General features: G+C 56.8%; 17 protein-coding genes. 5 read left to right on the forward strand and 12 right to left on the reverse strand.

All coding sequences use genetic code 11. The annotated features are described in order from the left end of the window. Nucleotides 1–26: 26 nt before the first annotated feature. Nucleotides 27–2,735, forward strand: coding sequence for an AAA domain-containing protein (locus ACSQ8V_RS07050; RefSeq protein WP_436205288.1), 2,709 nt, complete (start codon nt 27–29; stop codon nt 2,733–2,735). 667 nt (nt 2,736–3,402) lie between these two features. Here the strand turns inward: ACSQ8V_RS07050 and ACSQ8V_RS07055 are convergent. The 7 genes from ACSQ8V_RS07055 to ACSQ8V_RS07085 all read right to left on the reverse strand — a co-directional run bounded on the left by ACSQ8V_RS07055 (nt 3,403) and on the right by ACSQ8V_RS07085 (nt 13,181). Beyond that, nucleotides 3,403–4,461, reverse strand: coding sequence for a toxin-antitoxin system TumE family protein (locus ACSQ8V_RS07055; RefSeq protein ID WP_436205289.1), 1,059 nt, complete (start codon nt 4,459–4,461; stop codon nt 3,403–3,405). 342 nt (nt 4,462–4,803) lie between these two features. Continuing rightward, nucleotides 4,804–5,826 (reverse strand): IS30 family transposase, encoded by a 1,023-nt coding sequence (locus ACSQ8V_RS07060; RefSeq protein ID WP_436205290.1) that lies wholly within the window; start codon nt 5,824–5,826, stop codon nt 4,804–4,806. 32 nt (nt 5,827–5,858) lie between these two features. Next, nucleotides 5,859–6,086, reverse strand: coding sequence for a DUF3732 domain-containing protein (locus ACSQ8V_RS07065; RefSeq protein WP_436206606.1), 228 nt, complete (start codon nt 6,084–6,086; stop codon nt 5,859–5,861). A 110-nt stretch (nt 6,087–6,196) separates the two neighbouring features. After that, nucleotides 6,197–9,556, reverse strand: coding sequence for a hypothetical protein (locus ACSQ8V_RS07070; protein WP_436205291.1), 3,360 nt, complete (start codon nt 9,554–9,556; stop codon nt 6,197–6,199). A 66-nt stretch (nt 9,557–9,622) separates the two neighbouring features. Further along, complete coding sequence (locus ACSQ8V_RS07075) at nt 9,623–11,683, reverse strand: DEAD/DEAH box helicase family protein (RefSeq protein WP_436205292.1); 2,061 nt, start codon at nt 11,681–11,683, stop codon at nt 9,623–9,625. A gap of 414 nt (nt 11,684–12,097) precedes the next feature. Further along, a complete protein-coding gene (locus ACSQ8V_RS07080) occupies nt 12,098–12,400 on the reverse strand; it encodes a hypothetical protein (RefSeq protein WP_436205293.1) in 303 nt (100 codons plus the stop codon). An 85-nt stretch (nt 12,401–12,485) separates the two neighbouring features. Further along, entirely contained in the window at nt 12,486–13,181 is a 696-nt protein-coding gene (locus ACSQ8V_RS07085) for a helix-turn-helix transcriptional regulator (protein ID WP_436205294.1), read from the reverse strand. 814 nt (nt 13,182–13,995) lie between these two features. On the opposite strand from ACSQ8V_RS07085, the gene ACSQ8V_RS07090 reads away from it, so the two are divergent. The 4 genes from ACSQ8V_RS07090 (at nt 13,996) to ACSQ8V_RS07105 (ending at nt 18,240) form a co-directional block, all read left to right on the forward strand. Next, nucleotides 13,996–14,700: a hypothetical protein gene (locus ACSQ8V_RS07090; RefSeq protein ID WP_436205295.1), complete on the forward strand. Its 705-nt coding sequence runs from the start codon at nt 13,996–13,998 to the stop codon at nt 14,698–14,700. Continuing rightward, entirely contained in the window at nt 14,654–15,385 is a 732-nt protein-coding gene (locus ACSQ8V_RS07095) for a Fic family protein (RefSeq protein WP_436205296.1), read from the forward strand. The genes ACSQ8V_RS07090 and ACSQ8V_RS07095 overlap by 47 nt, the downstream gene beginning before the upstream one ends. Nucleotides 15,386–15,626: 241 nt before the next feature. After that, complete coding sequence (locus ACSQ8V_RS07100; RefSeq protein WP_436205297.1) at nt 15,627–17,858, forward strand: OsmC domain/YcaO domain-containing protein; 2,232 nt, start codon at nt 15,627–15,629, stop codon at nt 17,856–17,858. After that, the gene (locus tag ACSQ8V_RS07105) at nt 17,842–18,240 is read left to right on the forward strand and encodes an SDR family NAD(P)-dependent oxidoreductase (RefSeq protein ID WP_436205298.1); all 399 of its coding nucleotides are present in this window, start codon (nt 17,842–17,844) and stop codon (nt 18,238–18,240) included. Before ACSQ8V_RS07100 ends, ACSQ8V_RS07105 begins: the two co-directional genes overlap by 17 nt. 248 nt (nt 18,241–18,488) lie before the next feature. Here ACSQ8V_RS07105 and ACSQ8V_RS07110 read toward each other — a convergent pair whose 3' ends face one another. The 5 genes from ACSQ8V_RS07110 to ACSQ8V_RS07130 all read right to left on the reverse strand — a co-directional run bounded on the left by ACSQ8V_RS07110 (nt 18,489) and on the right by ACSQ8V_RS07130 (nt 22,484). Then, nucleotides 18,489–19,484 (reverse strand): sugar-binding protein, encoded by a 996-nt coding sequence (locus ACSQ8V_RS07110; RefSeq protein ID WP_436205299.1) that lies wholly within the window; start codon nt 19,482–19,484, stop codon nt 18,489–18,491. Nucleotides 19,485–19,706: 222 nt separating this feature from the next. Then, entirely contained in the window at nt 19,707–20,732 is a 1,026-nt protein-coding gene (locus tag ACSQ8V_RS07115; protein WP_436205300.1) for an ABC transporter permease, read from the reverse strand. Nucleotides 20,733–20,768: 36 nt separating this feature from the next. Beyond that, nucleotides 20,769–21,509, reverse strand: a complete 741-nt coding sequence (locus ACSQ8V_RS07120) for an ATP-binding cassette domain-containing protein (RefSeq protein WP_213764107.1) — start codon at nt 21,507–21,509, stop codon at nt 20,769–20,771. Nucleotides 21,510–21,862: 353 nt separating this feature from the next. Continuing rightward, a complete protein-coding gene (locus ACSQ8V_RS07125) occupies nt 21,863–22,177 on the reverse strand; it encodes a helix-turn-helix domain-containing protein (RefSeq protein WP_436181296.1) in 315 nt (104 codons plus the stop codon). Then, nucleotides 22,170–22,484: a type II toxin-antitoxin system RelE/ParE family toxin gene (locus tag ACSQ8V_RS07130; RefSeq protein ID WP_436181297.1), complete on the reverse strand. Its 315-nt coding sequence runs from the start codon at nt 22,482–22,484 to the stop codon at nt 22,170–22,172. Before ACSQ8V_RS07130 ends, ACSQ8V_RS07125 begins: the two co-directional genes overlap by 8 nt. Nucleotides 22,485–22,725: the final 241 nt, after the last annotated feature.

The raw sequence follows: 22,725 nt of genomic DNA on the forward strand, positions 1-22,725 counted from the left end.
TTGAGTAACTCCTGCATAAGGGGCATATGGTTTCCATCTGCGTGAACGGGGAAGACAGGACCAGCCAAATCAGCGACTGGGAGATTAGGCGGGGCCCTCAAGAGGGGGAGCTGGTGCTGATTTGCCACTTTCCTTCCGGCAAGTTTTATCGCAGTCCGCTCAGCAATTGCAAAATTGAACCCACCGAAGTGGTGCAAGGAAAGCTCCTGTCAAAAAACGGGGGAGCGGTGTTTCGTGCCATCGACAGGGCGGTGATCTATGGTGGGAGATATGCCGCCGTTCAGTACCGCGGGAGTAAAAAAATCTACCTGATGAACGCGAATGGTATTGCGTTCAGCTCGGAAACGACGATCAAGGACGAGGCGGTATTCCGTTATTTCGTTGCCGTGGCAAAAGCCCGGGTAGAGCAGGCGAAAGAGCAGGAGAAGAAGCCCATCGCCGAGAACGTATTGCGTCAACTGGAGAAGATACTTCCCCACGAGGACACCGCACTGCACGCTTACTGCACGGGACAAAACCGAACGCGGGAGCGGTTGGGAGGTTTTATATATCCGTTTGGAATCAACGAAAGCCAGCTCAAGGCGGTGGAGCAAGCCTTCACCTCGCAGATCAGCCTGATCGAAGGGCCGCCAGGCACAGGGAAGACGCAAACGATATTGAACATCATCGCCAATGTCGTGCTGCGCGGAAAGACCGTTGCTATCCTTTCCAATAACAATGCCGCGGTGGGGAACGTCTACGAAAAGCTGGCCAAGGCAGGGCTGGACTACCTGGTCGCGCAGCTGGGTAATGCGGAGAATCGAAAGGACTTCTTCGATGACGTACCCGCCGTGCCATGTGAAGCTCCCGCGCCTGCGCCCGCCATGGATCAGATTCAAGCCGTTCTGCAGAAGCTGAAGCAGTATCTTCATGCGCAGAACGCGGTGGCGCGGCTACAGGCCGAAATCGATGAATTGGCTATAGAGCAGCGTTATCTGCTGCAATGGCAGCACGAAAACATGGTGGCGGCGCCAGTCCCTCTGGATAAATACAGACTGTCCCCACGAAAATCCTCGGAACTGATGGTCTATTTGACCCATCTCGCCGAGAGTCGCGTCAGGCTCAAGGACAGGATCGAGCTGTTGCTCAATTTCAAGATCCTGCGCATGAAACCGTTCGATGATTGGGAAAAGCGTAAGTCCGTGATCTACGCCTTGCAGCTTCACTACTACGAGAAAGCGCTACAGGATAAAGAATCTGCATTGGCAGCTTATCGGGAAGCGTTGGAGCGAGGCAACTTCAAGGCATTGCTGGATGATCTGACCATCGGGTCGATGGAACATCTCAAACACTATCTTCATCAGCATGTCCCGCGTCAGGAAGCGTTCGATTCGGAGAGTTACCGCACGCAGTTCGATGCGTTTGTGAAGCGTTTTCCGATTATCGGTAGCAGTACGCATTCCATCGTCAACTCGATCGACAGCGGTGCGATTCTCGACTATGTCATTATCGACGAGGCCTCGCAGCAGGACATCGTCCCGGGGATACTTGCGCTGGGCTGCGCCAGAAACCTGATCATCGTCGGCGACAGAAAGCAGCTCCCGCATATTCCGGCGAATCTGGGCATCGCCCCGCCCGCTGAATTCTACGATTGCGACAAATACAGCCTGCTCGATTCGTGCGTCGGCGTTTTCAATGATTCGATACCGATGACGCTGCTGAAAGAGCATTACCGGTGCCACCCCAGAATCATCCAGTTCTGCAACCAGCAGTTTTACGACAACCAGCTCGTTCCGATGACGCAAGACGCTGGCGAAAAGTCGTTGAAGCTGCTCGTCACAGCCAAGGGAAACCACACGCGAAACAACTCGAATCGGAGAGAGTTGGATTCACTGCTCGAGACGCTCAAATGGGATGGAGAGAGAGACTGGGACAGCGAGAACGGTCGGGGATTCATCGCCCCTTACAACGCGCAGGTCACGCTTTCTCGCGCGCAGTTGCCGACCGATTTCGTCAAGGACACCGTGCACAAGTTCCAGGGTCGGGAGTGCGACGAGATTGTCTTTTCCACTGTGCTGGACAAGAAGCGCAGTAGCGAGCGAGGTCTGAGCTTTGTGGATGATCCCCACTTGGTCAATGTAGCGGTATCGAGGGCCAAGAACAAATTCACGCTGGTGACGGGCGACGACGTCTTTGCCGCAAAAAACGGGCATATTGCCGCACTGGTGCGTTACATCGAATACTACGCGGATGAAAAGCAGATCCATCGCGCCCTCGTCGTGTCGGCCTTCGACCTGCTCTACAAGGAATACGATCAATCTCTTGAGAGGCTCAACGCCAGGTTGCGGGCAAGCGATTCTCGATATAAGTCCGAGCAGATCGTGGCACAGATACTGCGTGATGCGTTGTCTCAAGATGCTCATCGGGCGATGACATTTCACTCCCAGATCGCCCTGATCCAGGTGGCCTCATCGGCCAACGAGGCACTGACGTCGGCGGAGCTGGATTTCATGAGAAACCGCGCCAGTTGCGATTTTGTGCTGTATTTCAAGGTAGGAAAAACGCCGCTGGGCGTGATCGAGGTCGATGGTGGGTATCATGGCGCGGCGCTGCAAGCCGGGCGGGATGCATTGAAAGACAGCATCTTGAGGAAAAGCAAGATCCCCTTGCTCCGATTGCAAACCGTCGAGAGCCACATCGAAGAAAAGGTCGCGGAGTTTTTGGCCCAGTGGGCAAGCGGCGCTTCAACCGTTTGATGGAAATGGGTGGTGCCGTCTCCGTTGGAAGGACTCCCAACTGTGTCTGGGCGTTCGCTGATCGACACTGTGTGGTGATCGTCCGTCTTCTGGGTGTGGCGTCGTGGACGGCGAAAGGCCCAGGTGCGTCGCGAATGCTCCAACAATTCCTTTTTCAGTCCGGCGTCGCTGCTTCATCTGCAACGGTCCTCCTCGCGCAGTCTTCGCGTGTTACATGCACCGGTTGAGTCCGTTAGGTACAGCGGCCAAAGGTACGGCAAGGTTGGCGGGACGAAATTCGGCCTTAGCCGACGTTGGTGTGTCGGCCCGGAAATACATACATGCGGCTAAGAGCACTGAAGCCTGGCGGAAGATCTATAAGGCGGCGGATCAGCATGGGTGGAGGGAACCCACCCTGGATAGACCACGCGTTAGATTTTCGTGTGGAATCTTTGAGATTGCGATGGCGGTCAGCCGCATATCGAGGAGCCAATGTCGCTGAGCAGAAGAAGACCGGGGCAGAACACAGAGTACGATATTGTTGTGATAAGAGCGCAGGGGCACCGTGCCACACCTTCATCACATCGTTAGGCATGCGCTACTAGTTCCTGTTGTTCCATGCCGGAGTCAATTGGGCCGATGATCAAGCGAAACGCACGCCTGACTACAGACAAGAGCGGGCACCCCATTACTGCGGCACCCACAGTGACTCAGCCTGTTGGAGCAAAGACCGGATTCCCTTGATATCCATCACAGCGAAACCGTAGGTAAAGCTGGGCTTCACCTGATTCTTCTTTGACTTGCTCAAGTCCCGGTGCACGTGTGCCGGACCGTAGTCGACTTTGTGGTGATCCGCGGAATCGATACGCGAGATCATTTTCCCATTCGGATTCTGGATTACATAGGCGTAGTTATCCAACGCGTCCTGACGAAGGATCACTCGAAATCCCGACGGCCGGATGGCAGTTATTGTGTTGTCGATTCTCTCAATATCGCAAAGCAGTTCCTCGCGCAGCGCCGCGCAAGACATCTCAAGCATGTCCCCCGGGTTCTTGATAAGTCGCATACCCGACAGAAATGGCGTAGGAAGGCTCATCTTTACAGCTACATAGTCGACAAGCGTGGCGTGGTCACGTGCCTCGTCAATATGCTCCTCGCATAGGCGCAAACCGATCATCATCCCGGTGGCACCGACGAGCGTCGCGGTGGACAGGTAGCCATAGTCAGCACCACAAATCAGACAGCCATCGGTTGCGAGCCAAATGCCCTGCTCAACGACCGTGTTCTGCACTCGGCCGTCAACCAAACCTTTGAACTGCTTGGAACGAGCTCGCCAACGCTCATGCCATGCTTGATACCGTGCTGCATAGCCTCTCTCGTCGACCATTTGGGCAAGTTCTGATGCACATAGAAGCGGCAGCTTGAAACCGTTGCGTTCGAGAAACACGCCGATCTTTGCGATTTCCGGGAGATATGGCGTCTTCATGAAATAGATCCGAATCGCGGGGAAACCGTCCGTCATGAAGTACACGGCGTTGAAGTGACAAACGCCACTCTCCACGTACATATGTGCTGAATCTGAAGTCTTCATCAACCACAGCAATTCCTGCGGGGACTCCATGGCGAATGCGCACACGGGGCTATCCGGCGCTAATGCATTAACCGCCACAGCCCTACAGCAGGTGTCAGTCTGTCTCCCATCCAACTGGTGCTCGGCGCAAAGCTGCATGAGCTGCTTCATTGACATTGGTAAGAACTCCTCAAATATATATATAAAAGCCGGAACAAGGCGATTGTGCTTTGTGCAGCACGGGCTGTTCTCAATGCGCGGTTGCCCAGGCAGTCGGGTTCGCGGCGTGCTGAGCATCACTGCGTGTCGGACCGGCGTGGTTAGTCGATTGGAATCAGTGGCTTTTCAGAAGCGGGGCCGTGATACTTCGCCGCTGTAACGTAGCGAGGATCGTAGAAGAAATATGCGTCCCCGGACAGAAATATCTGGAGGTCGTCTCGTCTATCGACTCTAAAGAACAGGAGGTCGATATGTTGCCGTATGGCCTGGCGGTTTCAAGGGTGAAGTGCAACAGGGCGTTTAGTGTTTAGAGCTTGGAGATTGGCTTGCTGAAGCAAGGGTTGCGGCGAAGACCTCGAATGGCGAATGGAATGCGTGAGTGGCGCGCGGGCGGCTGTTCAGGCTGTCGGCGATCGCGTCGAGTTCATCCTGACTGTAGACCGATAGGTCCGTGCCTTTAGGCAAATACTGGCGCAGCAACCCGTTAGTGTTTTCGCAGGTACCGCGTTGCCATGGACTGTGCGGGTCGCAGAAGTACACCTTCACGCCGGTCGCGGCGGCAAGCTCTTGATGGCGCGACATTTCTTTGCCTTGGTCGTAAGTAAAGCTTTGCCGTAAGGGCACCACAATCGAATTGAGTTTAGCGGAGAAGCCCGCTAGCGCTGACGCGGCGGTGGCGTCCTCCATCTTGGCAAGCAGCACCAGGCGGCTGGTGCGCTCGACCAGAACGCCGACAGAGGATTGGTTGTTCGCCCCCTTGATGAAGTCGCCTTCCCAGTGACCGGGCAACGGTCGGTCTTCAATTTCGGGCGGTCGAAGGTGGATACTGACCATGTCGGGAATCTGTCCGTGCCGGTCTGTGCCCCGCGTGCGTGGCATGCGCGTGCTGTGGCCGTGGCGCAGGCAGGCAATGAGTTGGCGGCGCAGTTCGCCGCGCGGCTGAGCATAGATAGCCGTGTAGATGGTTTCGTGCGAGACGCGCTGGGTCGAGTCGGTTGGATACATGCGCTTCAGTGTGCCCGATATCTGTTGGGGCGACCATTTCCACTCAAGCAGGGTGAGAATGATGCGCCAGCAGACGCTTTGCGGGCAGAGCTTGGCGGGACGACGCGACGCGCTACGGCGTGCGCTGCAAAGCGCTGCAGCGGGCACCGATGCGTAGCCAACAGGAGAGCTGTTTCGCATTAACTCGCGGCTGATAGTTCCCGGTGAGCGCCCAAGTATGCGAGCCATGGCTCGCATACTTGAACCCTGCAGATGCAAGCTTGCAATGGTTAGGCGTTCTTCGGGCTGCAGTTGTTGGTAAGAAGTTTTTTCGGACATTGCAACACCTTATACGAGACAGGTGTTGCACTTCACATTTGAGGCCGCCCCTGGAAATCCCCGTCATCCGCGCTGCTAGAGACAACGTCCGGCTTATCTTTGTCGTCCTCGCCGTCGTCATACTCCGCATCTTTATGGGACTTACAACCCGGTTCTACTGTGGTCTGTGCTGTCCGGTTCGGGAAATAAGGCTGGATGATCCGATCCAGTATAAGAAGTCCGGGTACCGGACGTCGCTCCTTCTCAAATATGTGTCTCAGCTATGCCGCACCTTGCTTTAAATCAATTTAGCATAATGGGAAACGTTGTGATTCGACTTGAGCCGTTGTGTCGCATCATGACGGTCGGACCAAGTTGGTTTTGTGACCACCTAGACCGTGCTACGGGCAACGCGGACCTTGTTGACGAACTCGCCTATCTGCGGAATTATTTTTGCCATAGCATCAGCTTGCTGGCTGAAGCGCACAGACGAATGTTTATCCAACAGGCGCAACACGCGAGAGAATGCATGGAGCGATGTCGGATGACGGGTCGCAATGTTCGATGCCAACGTTGCGAGGTTCGCGTTGTCCACCTCACGCTCGATCAGGATGTCCACTATCTCCCAGCGCAACTTCACGCCTGCGGCAGTGAGCATGTCGTCTGTACCGTGTCCCGTGCAGCCGAACACCATGCAGTTTCCGGCAACCTTGTCCTGAGTGTCGACGAGATCGCGCGCAAGATCGCTTAATCCATGTACCGCGGACTCCGCCAACAGAGCAAAATGGATGATCTGTTCCACGACATGTGCAAGTTCAGACGCCGCGGACGGGAGGGCCGTCAATACCCGCACGCACCAATTTTGCACCGTGCGCGCGCCGGTCTCGTCTCCCGCGGCACCGGCAACTTCACGCAGAAGACTCTGTGCCGCCGTTCCAGATATGACTCGTTGAGCTAGAACTTCAAGTAATTGTGCAAGGGCCGATCCCCTAAAATTGGACAGGGCCCTAACGTCATACGCCTCTAAATCAGGCTCCTGCACTAGCTCGTACGCTGCGGGCTCGTCGCATGCCCCGCTCAATGCGCGCAAAAGAAGGCGATGACAGGAAGCCATGTGAGGCAGCGCTTTTATTTTATGCGCGACGACGGGCGTCTGTGCCGGAACGCGATTGGTCAGTGTAGCCAGGAGCATGCCGGAGACGACTCTTGGCTCAAGGATATGCCCCTGCGCCACTTCATACAGGACCGCCAGAACGGCTTCGGGAAAGCGTTGTGCGAGCATCGTTAGCATCGTACGTTGGCTTTTCGTTTTCGCGCGGGCAAGCAGAGTGAGCGCATTTAGCATCTGCGATTCAGCGCTCATCAGGAAGACACCCTGCGCAACCTCTCCGAGGACAGCCTCAGTGGTATGCGGAAGCCCATCCCGCATATCGAAGCGTTCGAGCAGAAAAGACAGGCCATCCGTCTTCGCGTCCGCTAAGGCAGCAAGCATTGCGGGACGCCACGGTGTGACGCCGGGGGCGCCCGCGTATTCGGGCGTGAACCAATGTTTCATTCTCCAGTCGTATCCATTTTCCTTGCTTGCGAGCTGCCACAGCAATGCAACGCGCACCATGGGCGCCCAGCGGTTGTCGGCCAGAAGTTCCAGCAGAAGGTCGCCAGGCGACGTGTGCAGGAAAATGTTGTCTTCCCGCCAGATCACTGCCAAACGACAGGCAGTGTCATTGGCGCAATTCAGGTCCACAAATTGCCGTAACACTTCGCAAATCATCGCAAAGACGTTAGGGTCTGCTGTGGCTTCGAGGAAACGGATAACGGATTCGATGTGCGTTCGAGCGGACTCGACATCGGATAGGACCAACTCGAGCAGCGCCGAGCGAAGAGCGCCGAGTTTGAGCGGCCGTTGCCGAACCTGTTCGAGCCGACCGATTGTGTCTGCGACACTGACATAACGGCCCTGCACATATTCGGACAGTTCGTCGGGTTCGATGCGAGCGATTTCTCCGTTATCGACGATGAAGTTGGCACGGTGCAAAGCCTCGAGAACCGCGCCATCTTCGCGCCGTAGGCACGCGAGGTTGGACCTGGTCAGCACGCCGTCGGCTGACTTCGCCAGCATCTTGCCCACAGCACGGACGAAATCCCGAGTGCGAGGATCGAGCAGGCCGTATTCCCCGACGACTTCACCGATCCTGTGAGCAAAAAAGCGCGACATTACCTCGATCCACGTCAAGGAGTCGTCGTGACTTCTCAACTGCATGCGTGCACAAAAATCCATCATGCTCGGATGCCGGTACCGCGCGAGCGACGGGTTCCCCCGTAGCTGGGCTGCAAACATAGCTTCCCCGTAATCGAAATCGGCTACGGGCACTGTTCGTTTTTTCGGGTCGATCTGATAGACGCAGTCGGACTGATCGAGCACTGCCGATACGCCCGCGACTGTCTCCGGCCTTGCAGTCAGAACAAGCTTGCTGTTCGACGCCAATAGGTCACCGAGCGTCCCGTCCAGCCAGCGGCGCAAGGCGCTGGAAAAATCACCCGGCGCGCGGTCAAGGCCGTCGACAAAGATGAGCAGGGGCGTGTGCTGGAACCACTCCAGCAGTTCAGGTTCGGGTACAACCGCGCCATGGTGATCCCCGACCCACGCGCGCAGCAATCTGGAGAAGCTCTTGAAAAGGCGCTCGTCGGCGGCAAGAAGATCGTCGCCGCGTACGAGCAGGGTCGGCCGCTGGGAGGGCGACTTGCAATGGTTCGCGCACCAACTTGATTTGCCTCGACCAGACTCGCCGCTCACGACCATGATCCGGCTGCCTGACTCCAGAAACGTCTCCAGATGATGATCAAGGTCCTGTCGCTCAACGTACCAGTCGGCAGAATACCCTTTGAGCCGGATCCGATGATTAACTCGATCGATCGTCATGGCTCGTGCTGATTCTGTGGTATTGGCTATCGAGTCGGCAAGCGGCATCTTTCGCGTAGACGCGATGATACCTTTGTAGTCCAGCAGGTCCCACAGGCTAGGGCGATCAAACGGCTGTCTAAGCCATGCAGCCTTCAGGCAGTGCGTGCCGAGAAGCTCCCATGTGCGGGATGCGTTGGTTTCGTTGACAACGCTCGCAAGCAACTCAATGCAGGTTTTGTCGTCCGGCCCGGACATCGGATCAAGCACCCAGATTTGCGCACAATGCAGGAACGCTCGCAGGTCCTCCTGCGTGGCCGGCGTATCCGCCGAGAGAACTTTCCATTCCTGCTCGAAGAACGCGGTCACGCTCGCCAGCACCTTTTTCGCCGGCCGGTTCGTCGCACAAGTTTCGAGTGCTACGTTGGCTGGGAGTCGTCGGCAGCGCTCAAGCACCGTGCGCAGATCAGTACGTATGGTCGACGATGCAGAATAGTCGGTGGCGATGACGAGTCTGTCAGTCAGGTGCGAGAACGTCGGGTGACGGAACTGCCTCACAAGTTGCGCAAGTGCCTTGTGCAGTTCCGCCCTCGCCTTCAGCCCATGCTTGATCTGGACGTAGATGGTACCGACCGGATTCAGATGAACGACAAGGTCATCGACGTCCGATGCGTTTTCGCACGCGATGCTGCCAATGGAAGTGCCTGTCGGCACGTCCCAAGGTAGGGACGCACGTGTCGCAAGAAGTAGCCGGGTTGCACACCAGGCTGCGATTAATGACGCGAAGGTTGCTCCACCCGTGCTTGCACTACCGCCGGCAGCCCCCCGTGTCGTTGTTGTCTTGTCGCTCATGTTGTTTCGTGCGTTCCTTCCGTTAGCCGCTTCAGATTGTTACCCGCCCTACCTGCGCACAGCCGATCAGAGCGAGTCATCGAGTGGAGCGATCGTTTCAAGTCCTTCGTCGACCAGATTATTCCAGTGATTTTCGCCAAAATCATGGATATACGACTCAGTCTTGTCCGGTTGCCGGCGGCTGACAAGCGAAAATACTGCAACGCGGGCGGCAATCGGAATGGCACAAGTCACGTAACACCGGTCGACGATTGGCAGATCAAGGCCGGTGAGACGCGCAGGCGTCGTAACGAGCACATCCGGCGACGCCGAATGACAAAACTGGTGAAGCAGTCTGGCGGTCTCGGGCTTTGACGTAGAGCCGAACATGAAGGCGTGAACTCCTGCGGTGTTGGCAGCCTCATCCGGTTGTTCACACCGCAGTCGCTCAATTGCAGCGATCATTCTTGCGCCGGAGTCGAGATCCGGCACGAGGATCACTGCCTTTCCCGCAAACGAGCTGACGGGGTTCGTCTCGTCTCTTATCGCCGTGCGCGCAACCAATTCCAGCGTGGGCTCCGGGTGTTGCCGCCGCTTACGACCTCTTTCGGGATCATTGCCGGACAAAGCATCCACTGCGTAATCCCTCACCAGCACGGGCACCAAGAGTCCCTCGCGCATGGCGTCCTGGAATGCAAAGTTACGGATCGTCTCACCGAAGATCTCGCGAACCTGTTCCCGGGTCTTCATTGACCCGAGAGCCCCCGAGAAAAACAATATATAGATGCCACGTGGGAACCGGGAGGTAACGGGATGCGCCGTCAAACGCAAGTTGTAGCCAATGACTACACCGTCCCCGAGAAATGGGCCGGCCAGTGCGTCGAGTTGTTGCACTGCGGTGACGACGACATCAGATGAGTTGGCGTCAAGCACTTGCGCAAGCTCCGCTTCGCCGTCAGGTGCGACGAGCTTTCTTTGCGTGTCAGACTCAAGCAGATTCTGGTACAGGTCAGCGAACTGCTCCACAAGCACGCGCCTGTCGGTCAGTACAATAAATCGGAGCTTTTTGAGCTGCGGATGCTGTGTACAAAGGGAGAGATACGCCAGCAGCGAACCGGAGAGACCTGAGCCCGTTGGCTGGGTGACTACTCCTGCGCGGCGATTGCCGGTTTGTGCGGCAAGCGTCGCATGCATCGCGCTCATGGCGATGTCTTGCTGGTATGTCCTAAGAGTGGACTTGAGACGGATCGCAAGCGTATCCAGTGCGTCCGCAAGTGAATCAAGCAGCGGCGCCTCACTGTCAGGCGTTTCACCCTGCAGGATCAGATCTTTTACATGTTCTGCCTTCGCCAGACTTTCGAAGAGTTGCGGAGACGCAGAGTCGGCTTGCAGGCCAGAGAGTTCACCGGTCGCACGAACCGTCGCCAGCAGATCGGTGAAATCAGCCGCCTTGCCGCGCAGTTCAAGCAATTCTTCCGCGACTTCCTTCGCCGACAAAAAGGCCTGAAGGAACGTCGTGGCGGCAGAGATGGCGACCGCGGTACGCGCTGTAGATTCCGATGGTGCCGCGGGAGGCTCGCCGGCACCCAGATGGGCGTCGAGCAGCGCCTCGGCGTCGCACTCGAAGAGCAGTGAGAATGCCCAGACTGCGCCGCGACGGATTCCTAGCAGGTGGTCCTTGGCGGGTACCATCCCGTTGCCCGCGTGATAGAGGTCGTTGCGCAGCCTATGGTAGTAAACGAGCGCTGTGCGCTCTACATCTATCGGTACGTCAAGCCCCTTTGCATATGATTCGAGAAACGCCAGCTTCGTGTGGAAGTTTCTCATCCAGTTTTCGACGGCGGCTCGTTCGAATTCACGGCCACCTCGCTGGATCGGGTTCAGCGAAAGATAGGTGATGACAGAAACTTCGATGCTATTGTCAAAGCTGACTAGTGCGATGCGTCGATCGAAATCGGTTCCGCTTCTTCTGTGTTCTTCGGCGTGCCGGAGCAGTTCGAACGGTGTTTGTGCCCATGGCTTGAGCGTTCCCGTCGCCTTCATCTTCTGGCCTCTGGCATCGATATGAGAATAGGAATGGCGGCATTTTCCGCCTTGGACCGATAACGTTCTTGGCGAGCCTATTGTCGCTGACGCGAACAGAATCATCTTCCGCCACATTTTGTAGCGGAAGATGCGGCGCGTATTGTACGGGAAGCGGACATGCCCCTCCCGTCATCTCACGTCGTGTAGTACTTCAGCCGAACGCATCGCGGCAACGATTATCGAAGTTCTTTCTCACCGGGCAGACCTTTTGCGACAACCGGTCGGCGCGAAGATTGACGTTGAGTGGATGATCCTAAGACTGCATCCGGTTTTGGTACGACCTTGTGCCAAAAGCCAGTGATTCCGGCACGACCTGTCGTCGTGAAACTTGTTCAGCAGTGGTTCACCAGGGACCGTTTCGCCCAAATCATTCTCGGTGAAAACCTTGCGATAATTTCTGCCGTATTGACTCGAGGTTAGTTCGAACAGCTTGTCCCCGTTTGTGGTGTAGAGCAGGTTCTGCATCGGGCTGACTAGCTACCGATGGACTGGGGTCTTGCGTTCGTCCAGCTCTGTCACAAAAAGTTTTCGGTCTAGGAAGGCGTCGAATGCCGCTTCGCCGCGCTTATTGGTGAAAACATCGGCGATCTCGGCAAGCGGGACGTCAGACGGTCGACAGATCTCGGCCGCCAGTTCGCTGGCAAGCTCGGCGGCAGCCACCCCGAGGTGTTGTCGAAAAGGTCTCACTCCAAAAAACGGCACACGCTTGTGTTGCGCGAGAAGGTTTGCCATTTCGACTGTCAAGGCAAGAGGATCCACGTCAGTGTGGGTGTTGATCAACGTACTCTCAGTCTTCCATCTCGGAATAAACGTAAGCGAATTGGCATTCCGGCCACCGCAATCACATATGTGAGCTTCTTCGGAGCTACAGCCTAATACCGGCAGATTTTGGCGTCGCGAACTGCTCAGGTTCATTGCCGAGCGGGAACGCCACGACATAGAGGATAGTGGCCGGCATCGGCTTGCTGTCTGACACCAAACCCCATGCCACCTTTACCTCCCGGACGGCGTAGCACAGCGAGACCCCAAGTGTTCGCAGTGTGTCGATGCTGGATTGCATCTCGTCATAGACTTCGAACTTCTGCGTTTCCGCATAGGCGTCGGTGCAATCCCGATAATCACGCACATAATCGACCAGGGCCGCAAACACACCATCCGCGTCGCGTGTCAACTCGAATGCCGGCTCGGACAAATCCATTGTGCAGGACTCGGCGAGTTTTGCCAGTTGCTTGCCGGTCGTCAGCGGTGTGGCCGCCAGCGTGACGTTCTCGCGATAAAATTTTTCCTTGGCTGTCCTGAGTTCCTCTTCTGTCGGAATGGTGAACGGCTTGCTCAGGGCGTCGATATCTTCGAATTCAAACGCACGGGCGAGTGCGCGACGCGTGTCGAGGCTAGCGGGCTCGCCTTTTTCGGCTCGTTGAATCGTGCGGACATTTAGTCCGGAGATGTCTGCCAACTGCTCCTGCGACCACTGACGCATTTCCCGAAATACCTTGATCAGGAAAGCTAGTTCGGCGGGAGTCAATAGACGAACTTGCAGTGGTTGTGCGGTCGCGGTCATTTGTGCCTCCATCGGTTGGTTGATGTGGCGAGTATGAGCGGCGAGAGAAAAGGGCAACACGACACAGGCCCGACAGTCGCCTGACAGAGCTAACTATACAGACCGCAGCACCCTTCGGATGCTTCTAGCGAGGAGTGGGCGGAATGACTGTGGCGCCCGGGATACGTCAGGGCCGCGCTGAAAGCAGCCTCGCGCAACAGTATCGCTGACGTTATCGTCCTCATAAGTCGTCTTGAGATGCCCAGTTTTCGTGATTTGTTTTAAGCGGTGGATGTTGATTTTCCAATGCGGGCCGCGCAAAGCCGATGACAGCTGGGAGGAAACTTCAGTAGGCCTCACGGTATTGGCGCTCAGCGAGTCGCCGAAGGCGCAACGCTACAGGGATTCGGCGGGCTATTGACAATCGAGTGGGAATGGGTGGTAAAAATCATAATAAAATCAATGGTTTATGCGATCTGTCACAAAACTTTCTTTGCTATTTCTCTCGTTGTAAGTCATTGCTAGATAAGCGAATTCTCGACGATTCGGGAGACGGCTGGCCGAATGTGTGCCGCAAAATGACGGTAGGGCCGACGGTATGCGCCGAATGCACGATTGTGGCGGTGGCGTTGGGATGAGCGACTTGTGGCGGTCTAGCCAGTGCAATGCGGATCGCCGACGCTTCATGAACGACTGCGAGAAGCCCGGGTAGCGGCCGTCCAGCCGACGAAACATGCCGTTGGTTCGGCAGGATTTGTGTCTGTAACTCATTGTTTGTTAAGAGTTTTAAGGTGAGTTATAATAGAACCTTGTACGCCGGCCTTAGAGGTGACTGATGAACCTGGACGGTAAGCTTTTGATGTCGCTGAAGAAGCGGTCGGGTAATGTCGTGCTTCGACGTGAACTGGCTGGCTTGGGGAGTTCGTCGCACCTTAGCGCTGCGCTTCAGCACCTCGTTGCCAATGGACGCCTGGTTCGACTTGGAGCGGGTGTTTATGCCAAGACCAGTCCGGATCCTGAAGGCGACACGCGATTTGCCGTTGGTTGTGACATGCTGTTGCGCGAGGCGCTCGGGAAACTGGGTGTCGCGGTGCTTAATGTCACAATCCAGCACGAAAACGGTCGCTCCGTTTGCCTGGTTGACACCGGCGCTAGCCGGATTTCTCGCAAGCTAGGCTGGGATAACATCCGGGTGCGGTATGTCGGTCAACGCGAAAGACCGCAAATGGGCTCCGTTCCCAAGCTACCTGCAGATGTCGACAAGCTGCCAACACAAAACGTCGGGAAGTTTGTCGAACGGCTCGCGCAAGCCTACGGCGTTCAATACCAGCGCTCGGGCCTCGATGATTTCGCCGAGGCAGTGACGCGAGCGGCGGGGGACGATGTCAAGCTCGATCTGACAGGTAAGCTGCTGGTTGCGCTCAAGAAACAGGATCGGATTAATGGTCGGCAGTTTGCCCGATTGATGGCAAACCACATAAGGGAAGTCAAGCGTGTTCGATCCGTTCGGGGACTACGAAAGCAAGGGTTACCTGCGTAACGTCGACAGCATCAAGGATCTGGATGAACTCAAGTACATAGAACACGGATTCTTCGAGTCGAACCTCGAGGCAGCATTGGCGTACCTTCATGCCATCAAAGGTTCGATTACGTACGTGCACTTCCTTGAGGTTCACCGGATCCTGTTTAGCGAGTTTTACCCTTGGGCAGGCCAGGATCGTCATGCTCTCGGTGTCGGACGACTGGTCGGGAAGGGGCAGAGAATACAGTTCGAAGCGTCGGAGTTGTGCCAGCGTGCCGTTGAATGGGGCCTGTCGGCAGGCAACAATCCAAAGGCGATGCGTGAAAAGTCGGGGATGGTCATGGGCGCTTTCGCTTGGGGCCATCCTTTTCTGGACGGGAACGGTCGTACCATGCTTCTCGTCCACGCGGAGCTTTGCCACCGCGCAGGCTTCGCCATTAACTGGAATGTGTCCCGGAAGGGGGATTACCTGGAATCGCTTACCCGGGAACTGGAAAATCCGCAAGGCAAGCACCTTGACGCGTATCTCCTTCCATTGATGGCCGCTTCCGTTTCCCGGGGCGATCTCCGAGACCACCTCCTGTCATTGCCGGGTCTTAACGGAGAGGACGGGAGCGTTGCTCCGAACATCGCGTATCGGGCGGACGATGCTGAGGCAAACCACAACTACCTCGAGTTGAAGCGCGCGCGTGGCGAGAATTGAGCGGCATGCCGCGCCCTCAACTGAGAGTTCAACACACGTACACATGTGGCGAAGACATGTTGCCGATCGTCGAATGGCACGTCAATTTACCCCTCTCCACAAGGCTCCAGCCGTTGAATCGACAATCGAGTGGAGTAGAATTCCCGCCAGGAAACATCATTTGCTAGTTGATTAACCATTAAAGCCCTGTTTTTTACAGGGCTTTATATTTTGTTTTGAGCACCATTTTTGGAATTTCCCCATGGAAATTAAAGTCAACTTTCTCGATAAGCTACGCCTTGAAGCCAAGTTCGATGACTTCACGGTAGTGTCCGACCAGCCTATCCGCTATAAGGGCGATGGCTCGGCGCCTGGTCCCTTCGATTATTTCCTGGCCTCATCGGCCCTGTGTGCAGCTTACTTTGTGAAGTTGTACTGCGTAACTCGCAATATTCCTACCGAAAATATCCGCCTGTCGCAGAATAATATTGTTGATCCGGAAAACCGGTACCAACAAATTTTCAAGATTCAGGTTGAGTTGCCGGCGGATATCACGGCCAAAGACCGCCAAGGTATTTTGCGCTCCATCGACCGTTGTACCGTGAAAAAAGTGGTGCAAGCCGGACCGGAGTTTGTCATCGAAGAGGTGGAGAACCTGGATGCCGATGCTCAGTCCTTGCTGATGTCGAAGCCAGCTTCTGACGCCAGCACCTATATCGCGGGCAAGGATCTGCCGCTGGAGCAAACCATCGCCAATATGTCGGGCGTTTTGGCGAGCTTAGGCATCAAGATTGAAATCGCTTCGTGGCGCAATCTTGTTCCCAATGTGTGGTCGCTGCATATCCGCGATGCGCACTCGCCGATGTGTTTTACCAATGGCAAGGGCGCGACCAAGGAAGGCGCGTTGGCGTCGGCATTGGGAGAGTATATCGAGCGACTGAATTGCAATCATTTCTACGCCGGCACGTTTTGGGGCGAAGACATTGCCAATGCGGCGTTTGTACATTATCCGAGCGAGCGCTGGTTCAAGCCTGGCCGTAAGGATGCGCTGCCGGCTGAAATTCTGGATGCGTACTGCCTGGAAATTTATAATCCCGATGGCGAGTTGCGTGGCTCGCATCTGTATGACACCAACTCCGGCAATGTGCAGCGCGGTATCTGTTCGCTGCCGTTTGTGCGGCAGTCGGACGGCGAAGTGGTGTATTTTCCGTCCAACCTGATCGAAAACCTGTTCGTCAGCAATGGCATGAGTGCGGGTAATACGCTGGTCGAAGCGCAGGTGCAATGTCTGTCCGAAATTTTCGAACGGGCGGTAAAGCGCGAAATTCTGGAAGGTGAAATCGCATTGCCTGATGTGCCGCACGAAGTGCTGGCGAAATACCCCGGCATTCTGGCCGGGATTCAGGGGTTGGAAGAGCAGGGTTTTCCGGTGCTGGTCAAGGATGCGTCGCTGGGTGGGACCTACCCGGTGATGTGCGTCACGTTGATGAACCCGCGGACAGGCGGCGTCTTTGCCTCGTTCGGCGCACACCCAAGCTTTGAGGTGGCGCTGGAACGGAGTCTTACCGAGTTGCTACAGGGGCGCAGTTTTGAAGGCCTGAACGATTTACCCCAGCCCACCTTTGTCAGTAACGCTGTGACTGAGCCCAATAACTTCGTAGAGCACTTCATTGATTCGAGCGGTGTGGTGTCGTGGCGCTTTTTCAGCGCCAAAGCGAATGTCGAGTTTGTTGAATGGGATTTTTCTGGCCAGGGTGAAAACTCCAATGCCGAGGAAGCCGCAACGTTGTTCGGCATTCTCGAAGACATGGGCAAAGAGGTGTACACGGCAGTGTATGACCAACTGGGCGCCGTGGCCTGCCGGATTTTGGTGCCCGGGTATTCGGAAGTTTATCCGGTCGAGGATTTGATCTGGGATAACACAAACAAGGCGCTGTTGTTCCGCGCCGATATCTTGAACTTGCATCGCCTGGACGATACCGGCCTGGCAGCATTGCTTGAGCGGCTGGATAACAATGAACTGGATGAGCACTCCGATATTGCCACTTTGATCGGCATCGAGTTTGACGAGAATACGGAATGGGGACAGCTAACCGTCCTCGAGTTGAAGCTGCTGATTCATCTCGCTTTGAAGCAATTTGAGGAGGCACAAGAGCTGGTAGGTGCCTTCCTGCAGTACAACGACAATACGGTCGAACGCGGATTGTTTTACCAGGCCTTGAATGTGGTCCTGGAGGTGCTGCTCGATGACGACCTGGAACTGGACGACTACGTGGTCAACTTCCGTCGGATGTTTGGCAACGCTCGGATGGACGCGGCAATGGGGTCAGTGGACGGCAGCGTACGCTTCTACGGGCTCACGCCAACGAGTATGAAACTGGAGGGTCTGGATAGGCACCACCGCTTGATCGACAGTTACAAGAAATTGCATAAGGCGCGGGCCAGTGTGGCGCTTCAGCGAGTTAGCGTTACGAGTCATGGCTGGATGCGATGATGCCGTTCATCCTCCAGCACAAACGCACGTTGGATACCCGGGCGACCATCTGTGCCGGCGTGCTATCGGCAGCAACACGGCGGTTCGCTCGAGCTTCCCGGGCTCGACGGTTTACGCGACAACTAAAGCCGCTGTGGCGACCATGGTGAAGGGCATCGCGCTCGATCTCGCGCCGCGCCGGATCATCGTGAACAACATCCAGCCAGGTCCGATCGAGACCGACATCCCCGCCGGCATGATCTCGCGGCTTGCCGAGATGGTGCCGCTGCGGCGCGTGGGGCAGCCCACCGAGATCGCGGCACTTGTTTCCTATCTCGCGAGCGAAGAGGCCACATACATGACGGGGTCCAGCCTGACGATCGATGGAGGTTTTGCGTTGTGACCGGAGCAGTATCAGGCGATTTTTTATGTTGGAGAAAATGTTCCGAAAGGGCTTGGTTATCGTCGCCGCGCCGCTCGCTTTGACCGGTTCACCTGCTTGACGATCTGATCGACCTCGCTCAAGGAAAGCGGGCCTGACGCAGGCGGGCTTCATGAACCGCCTGTTCGACAAAATAAAGCCGCCTGACGGGGCCGAGTCGAAGCTGCCTCGGCTCCCGCATCCCTCTTTGCAATGGACCCTCCCGGTCTTCAATGCTTGAGGCAGGTGTCGGCGTTCTTCCAGGTACAGGTATCAAGGCCGGTGTGAATGACCGGCTTCACCGTCTTTCCTTGCGCGAGGTCACGCATGACCATCGCTGCCTGATAGCCCATTTCTTCCGGCCGCTGGCCAACGAGGACATTGACCTTGTGATCCTTGAGAGCCTGCAGTTCCGGTCCGAGCGTATCGGCCGAGACGATCACGAACTTGCCGCTCTGGATCTTGTCCATGATAGGAGCTACGACTTGCGAATAGGCCTGCGGCGCAAAGAGCGCCCAGCCGCCCTCGAGCGCGAAGGCATCGAGACCGGTGGCATTGGCGGTCAGCGTGTCCTGCATCATCTGGTTCGCCTTGGCGGCGTCGTCGTTCACGTAGAGCGGGCAGGCGCTGATCTCATGCCAACCGTTTTCTCCCGCGAGCTTCGCGATTCCCTTCTTGCCGGAGAGCGCGTCGCGCGTACCCTGAGCGCGCTGGTTGATGTTCTCGGCCGCCGGATTGCCCATGACAAGGCAGACATTCCCGCCCTTCGGCATCAACAACTTCAACTGCTCGCCGAGCTTGACGCCCAGTTCATAATTGTCGGTGCCGACGTAGGTCTTCCGGAGCGAGACGTCCTTCGGCAACAAATCGGCATCTGCGGTGATGACCGGGATCGTCACATTGCGGCGGCGCAACTCTTCGGCCACGGCCGGGGCGTTCGCGGGCGAGATCGCCATCCCCGACACGCCCTTGGTCAGAAGGTCATCGATGATCTGCACTTCAGCGCTTTCGTCCGCCGCCGTCGCGGGACCCGTGTAGTAGCACGTATAGCCCTGGTTTTTGAGTTCCTTGTTCGCCCGCTCGCATCCCTGATGCATGAGGTCGAAGTAGGGGTTGTCGAGTCCCTTTACCACCAGCGCCAGGGTCTTATCGGCTGCGAAGGCGGAAGAGGAGGCCAGCATGGCAAGCCCTCCGATCGCAGCAAGACACATCAACATTTTCTTCATTGTTGCCTCCGGTCCCATGCCAAGCTGTCGGCGTGGGCTCTACGGTGCCCATGTCTGCTTGCACGATTGTCGTAATAATCGCAAGGAAAGCCCGTGTCCGCGCTTTATCCTTCCCGCAGAACCTCGCGTTTCTTGTGAACCCCAGCGTCCGGCAGTTCCGCATCTTGTCCGGCCGTCCCTCCAGGCACCGGCCGTATCGCGGCTAGTGCCCCCGAAGACATTTCAATCTCCTTGCCGCTCGCCGCCGAGCCGGTTAAACAGCACGGCGACGATGATGAAGGCACCCACGACCGTCCCCTGCCAGAACGAGTCGACGCCGAGCAGGATCAGGCTATTGCGGATGACTTCGATAAGTGCGGCGCCGACGACGGTCCCGAAGGCGCTGCCGATGCCGCCCATGAGATTGGTGCCGCCGATCACGGTCGCGGCGATCACGCGCAATTCGTCGCCGGTGCCAAGGCCGGTTGTCACCGCGCCGAGCCAGCCGACTTCGAGGATCGCCGCGACGCCCGCCATGAGTCCGGCGAGCACATAGACGGAACAGATGATGCGACGCACCGGAACGCCGGTGAGTCTCGCCGCATGGCGGTTGCCGCCGACCGCGAAGACGTAGCGGCCCCAGCGCGTCCACGCAAAAGCGAACCAGAAAAGCACGGCGAGGACAATCAGGAACCACACCGGATTGGCGAGGCCGAAGGTCTTGCCGCCGCCGAGCGCAAGGAGCTTGCTGCCGTCGGGACCGAAATCGAAAATCGTCCGGCTGCCGGAGAACACCAGCGCGAGGCTGCGGCCAACGCTCAGCATGCCGAGCGTCACGACGAAAGGCTGCATGTCGAGATAGGCGATAAGCAGACCGTTCACGAGGCCGACGAGTCCTGCGGTCAAGAGCCCCATGCCGATGCCGGCCCAGATCGGGTAGCCGGCATTCATGACCACCGAGAGGACGATACCGCTCAAGCCGATAGTCGAGCCGACCGAAATGTCGATGCCGCCCGTGATGATCACGGCCATCATGCCGAGCGCGACGATTGCGACAAAGGCGAAGTTGCGCGTGACGTTGAAAAGGTTCTGCTGTGTCGCAAAGGTCGAGGTCACGAACGAGAGCACGACGCAGGCGACGATGGTGGCGAGCACCACCCAGAACACCTGGCTCGCCATCAGCCCCGTCCAGCGGGTATGGGTGCTCGCGGCTTGCGGGTTATCCAGCAATGCCGACATTGGCGTAGGCCGTTCCTGCGGATCGTTCAATTTCGGACTCCCATGCGAGTCAGGGTCAGGTTCAGTTCAGGCGGTGGCGATCGCTCCGGTGATGAGCGCAGTCACTTCTTCCGGTGAGGACGCTTCGGTCTTCTTGTCCGCGACCTTGTGCCCGCGCCGCATCACGATCACGCGGTCGGCGACGGTGAAAACGTCAGGCATGCGGTGGCTGACGAGAATGACCGCGATGCCATGTTCGGACAGCCGTTTGATGAGGCTGAGCACCTCCGCCACCTGCCGCACGCTGATTGCGGCCGTCGGTTCATCCATGATGACGAGCCGCGCCTCGGAGAGGCGCGTGCGAGCGATCGCCACAGCCTGTCGCTGGCCTCCTGACATCTGCCTGACGAGATCGAGCGGGCGCGTCTCGGATTTGAGTTCTTTGAAGAGTTCGCCGGCGCGCCGGTACATGGTCGCGTGATCGAGAATGCGGATGGGCCAGAAACCGAGCCGTGGCTCACGGCCGAGGAAGACATTTGCCGCCGCCGTGAGGTTGTCGCAGAGCGCGAGGTCCTGATAGACGACTTCGATACCCTGAGCGCGGGCGTCAACCGGCTTGCCGAAATGCACCTGCTTGCCGTCGATGAGGATTTCGCCATGCGACGGGGGGAAGTTACCGGCGATTACTTTCACCAGCGTCGATTTCCCGGCGCCGTTGTCTCCCATGAGCCCGACCACCTGGCCCGGCTCCAGACTCAACGTCACACCGTTCAGGGCGCGAATGGCGCCGAAGTGTTTGGAAACGTCTCTGAGCTCCAGAAGACTCATGAATTATTGTGCTCGCTCCAGTGGAGGCGCCCATTTCTTCGGCTGGGCGACTGGTCGATATGTTCTAGCCAGCATTTTTTTATAGCACAACGGTGTCTTTTGGCAAGCAAGCCTCCTTGGTTACCGGGTTTACCTGCGGCTCGATGGGGACCAGCCCGCGTTGTGATGAGGGCGGTTTGCCAGTCATCCAGTCGGCGATAACGTCGACTGCCTGGCCTCTATCCTGGCCATGCGGGCCCTGAGTTCAACGGAGACTGGATCGAGAAGCGTCTGTCATAGGGCGGACGATCTTCTCGCGCGGTCTACAACAATGATGAGGCTGGCTAATCTCGTTGTCCGGCGTAACGCAGTCGCTAACTTGTAGCCAGTTCTTCGATGAGTACTTCGGGATGTCTTGCTGCGATATTCAACAGGCGTTGCGCGGCACCAGATGGGGCCCGGCGACCTTGCTCCCATTCTTGAAGCGTCCGTACCGATACGCCCAGCGCCGAGGCAAACTGGGATTGAGACAGACCCACTTTCATGCGGGCTTCGCTTGCTGCATTCAACTTAACGGTGGTTGTGCGGGCAGCCATTCCGCCCTTCATCTGCTGGACAGCTTCCAGCAATTCCGCACCGATATCGCGTGTTTTGTCGCGCTCGGTGAGTTCCTTTTCTGTCTTAGGCATGATCGATTGCCTCCTTGATTGCTTTAAGGATGTGCGACGGGATATTTTCCTGTGCGCTCTTGGCGTAGATAGTCAGCAACCATATCTCGCCGTTTGCCAGTCGGTTGTAGTAGATGACGCGGACGCCACCGCTCTTGCCACTGCCCTGACGTTTCCACCGGACTTTCCGGCAACTTCCTGAGCCGGGGATAACGTCCCCCGAATCCGGATTATTGGCGAGCCATGAGCAGAACTCACCGCGTTCGTCCTCGCTCCAGTAGTCGGATACAAGGTTCTTGAAAAGAGGCGTTTCAACTATTGTCAGCATGGGTTGATTATACGTCAATGACGTATAATATCGCAACCACCTGAGCTGCCAACGATGAGCGCGGTTGGTTCCACATTTACAAAATGAGTACGTTGTTGTTTTCTTTTATCTGGTCTATCGGGAAGTCGCCAACGGCATTACAGATACGGATCTTGTGGAAGTACCGTCTTTATTGATATTTACTTGGATCTAGCCACGTATGTCGTCCGATGAAAACTATACGGAGCGCGAAATCCCCGCC

The sequence above is a fragment of the Caballeronia sp. LjRoot31 genome (genome assembly GCF_964253885.1).
Lineage (GTDB): Bacteria > Pseudomonadota > Gammaproteobacteria > Burkholderiales > Burkholderiaceae > Caballeronia.

Coding starts and splice junctions, on each gene's coding strand:
- ACSQ8V_RS07050 (WP_436205288.1), top strand. CDS start 27: ATGGTTTCCATCTGCGTGAACGGGGAAGACAGGACCAGCCAAATCAGC.
- ACSQ8V_RS07055 (WP_436205289.1), bottom strand. CDS start 4,461: ATGTCAATGAAGCAGCTCATGCAGCTTTGCGCCGAGCACCAGTTGGAT.
- ACSQ8V_RS07060 (WP_436205290.1), bottom strand. CDS start 5,826: ATGTCCGAAAAAACTTCTTACCAACAACTGCAGCCCGAAGAACGCCTA.
- ACSQ8V_RS07070 (WP_436205291.1), bottom strand. CDS start 9,556: ATGAGCGACAAGACAACAACGACACGGGGGGCTGCCGGCGGTAGTGCA.
- ACSQ8V_RS07075 (WP_436205292.1), bottom strand. CDS start 11,683: ATGATTCTGTTCGCGTCAGCGACAATAGGCTCGCCAAGAACGTTATCG.
- ACSQ8V_RS07085 (WP_436205294.1), bottom strand. CDS start 13,181: ATGACCGCGACCGCACAACCACTGCAAGTTCGTCTATTGACTCCCGCC.
- ACSQ8V_RS07090 (WP_436205295.1), top strand. CDS start 13,996: ATGAACCTGGACGGTAAGCTTTTGATGTCGCTGAAGAAGCGGTCGGGT.
- ACSQ8V_RS07100 (WP_436205297.1), top strand. CDS start 15,627: ATGGAAATTAAAGTCAACTTTCTCGATAAGCTACGCCTTGAAGCCAAG.
- ACSQ8V_RS07105 (WP_436205298.1), top strand. CDS start 17,842: ATGGCTGGATGCGATGATGCCGTTCATCCTCCAGCACAAACGCACGTT.
- ACSQ8V_RS07110 (WP_436205299.1), bottom strand. CDS start 19,484: ATGAAGAAAATGTTGATGTGTCTTGCTGCGATCGGAGGGCTTGCCATG.
- ACSQ8V_RS07120 (WP_213764107.1), bottom strand. CDS start 21,509: ATGAGTCTTCTGGAGCTCAGAGACGTTTCCAAACACTTCGGCGCCATT.
- ACSQ8V_RS07125 (WP_436181296.1), bottom strand. CDS start 22,177: ATGCCTAAGACAGAAAAGGAACTCACCGAGCGCGACAAAACACGCGAT.
- ACSQ8V_RS07130 (WP_436181297.1), bottom strand. CDS start 22,484: ATGCTGACAATAGTTGAAACGCCTCTTTTCAAGAACCTTGTATCCGAC.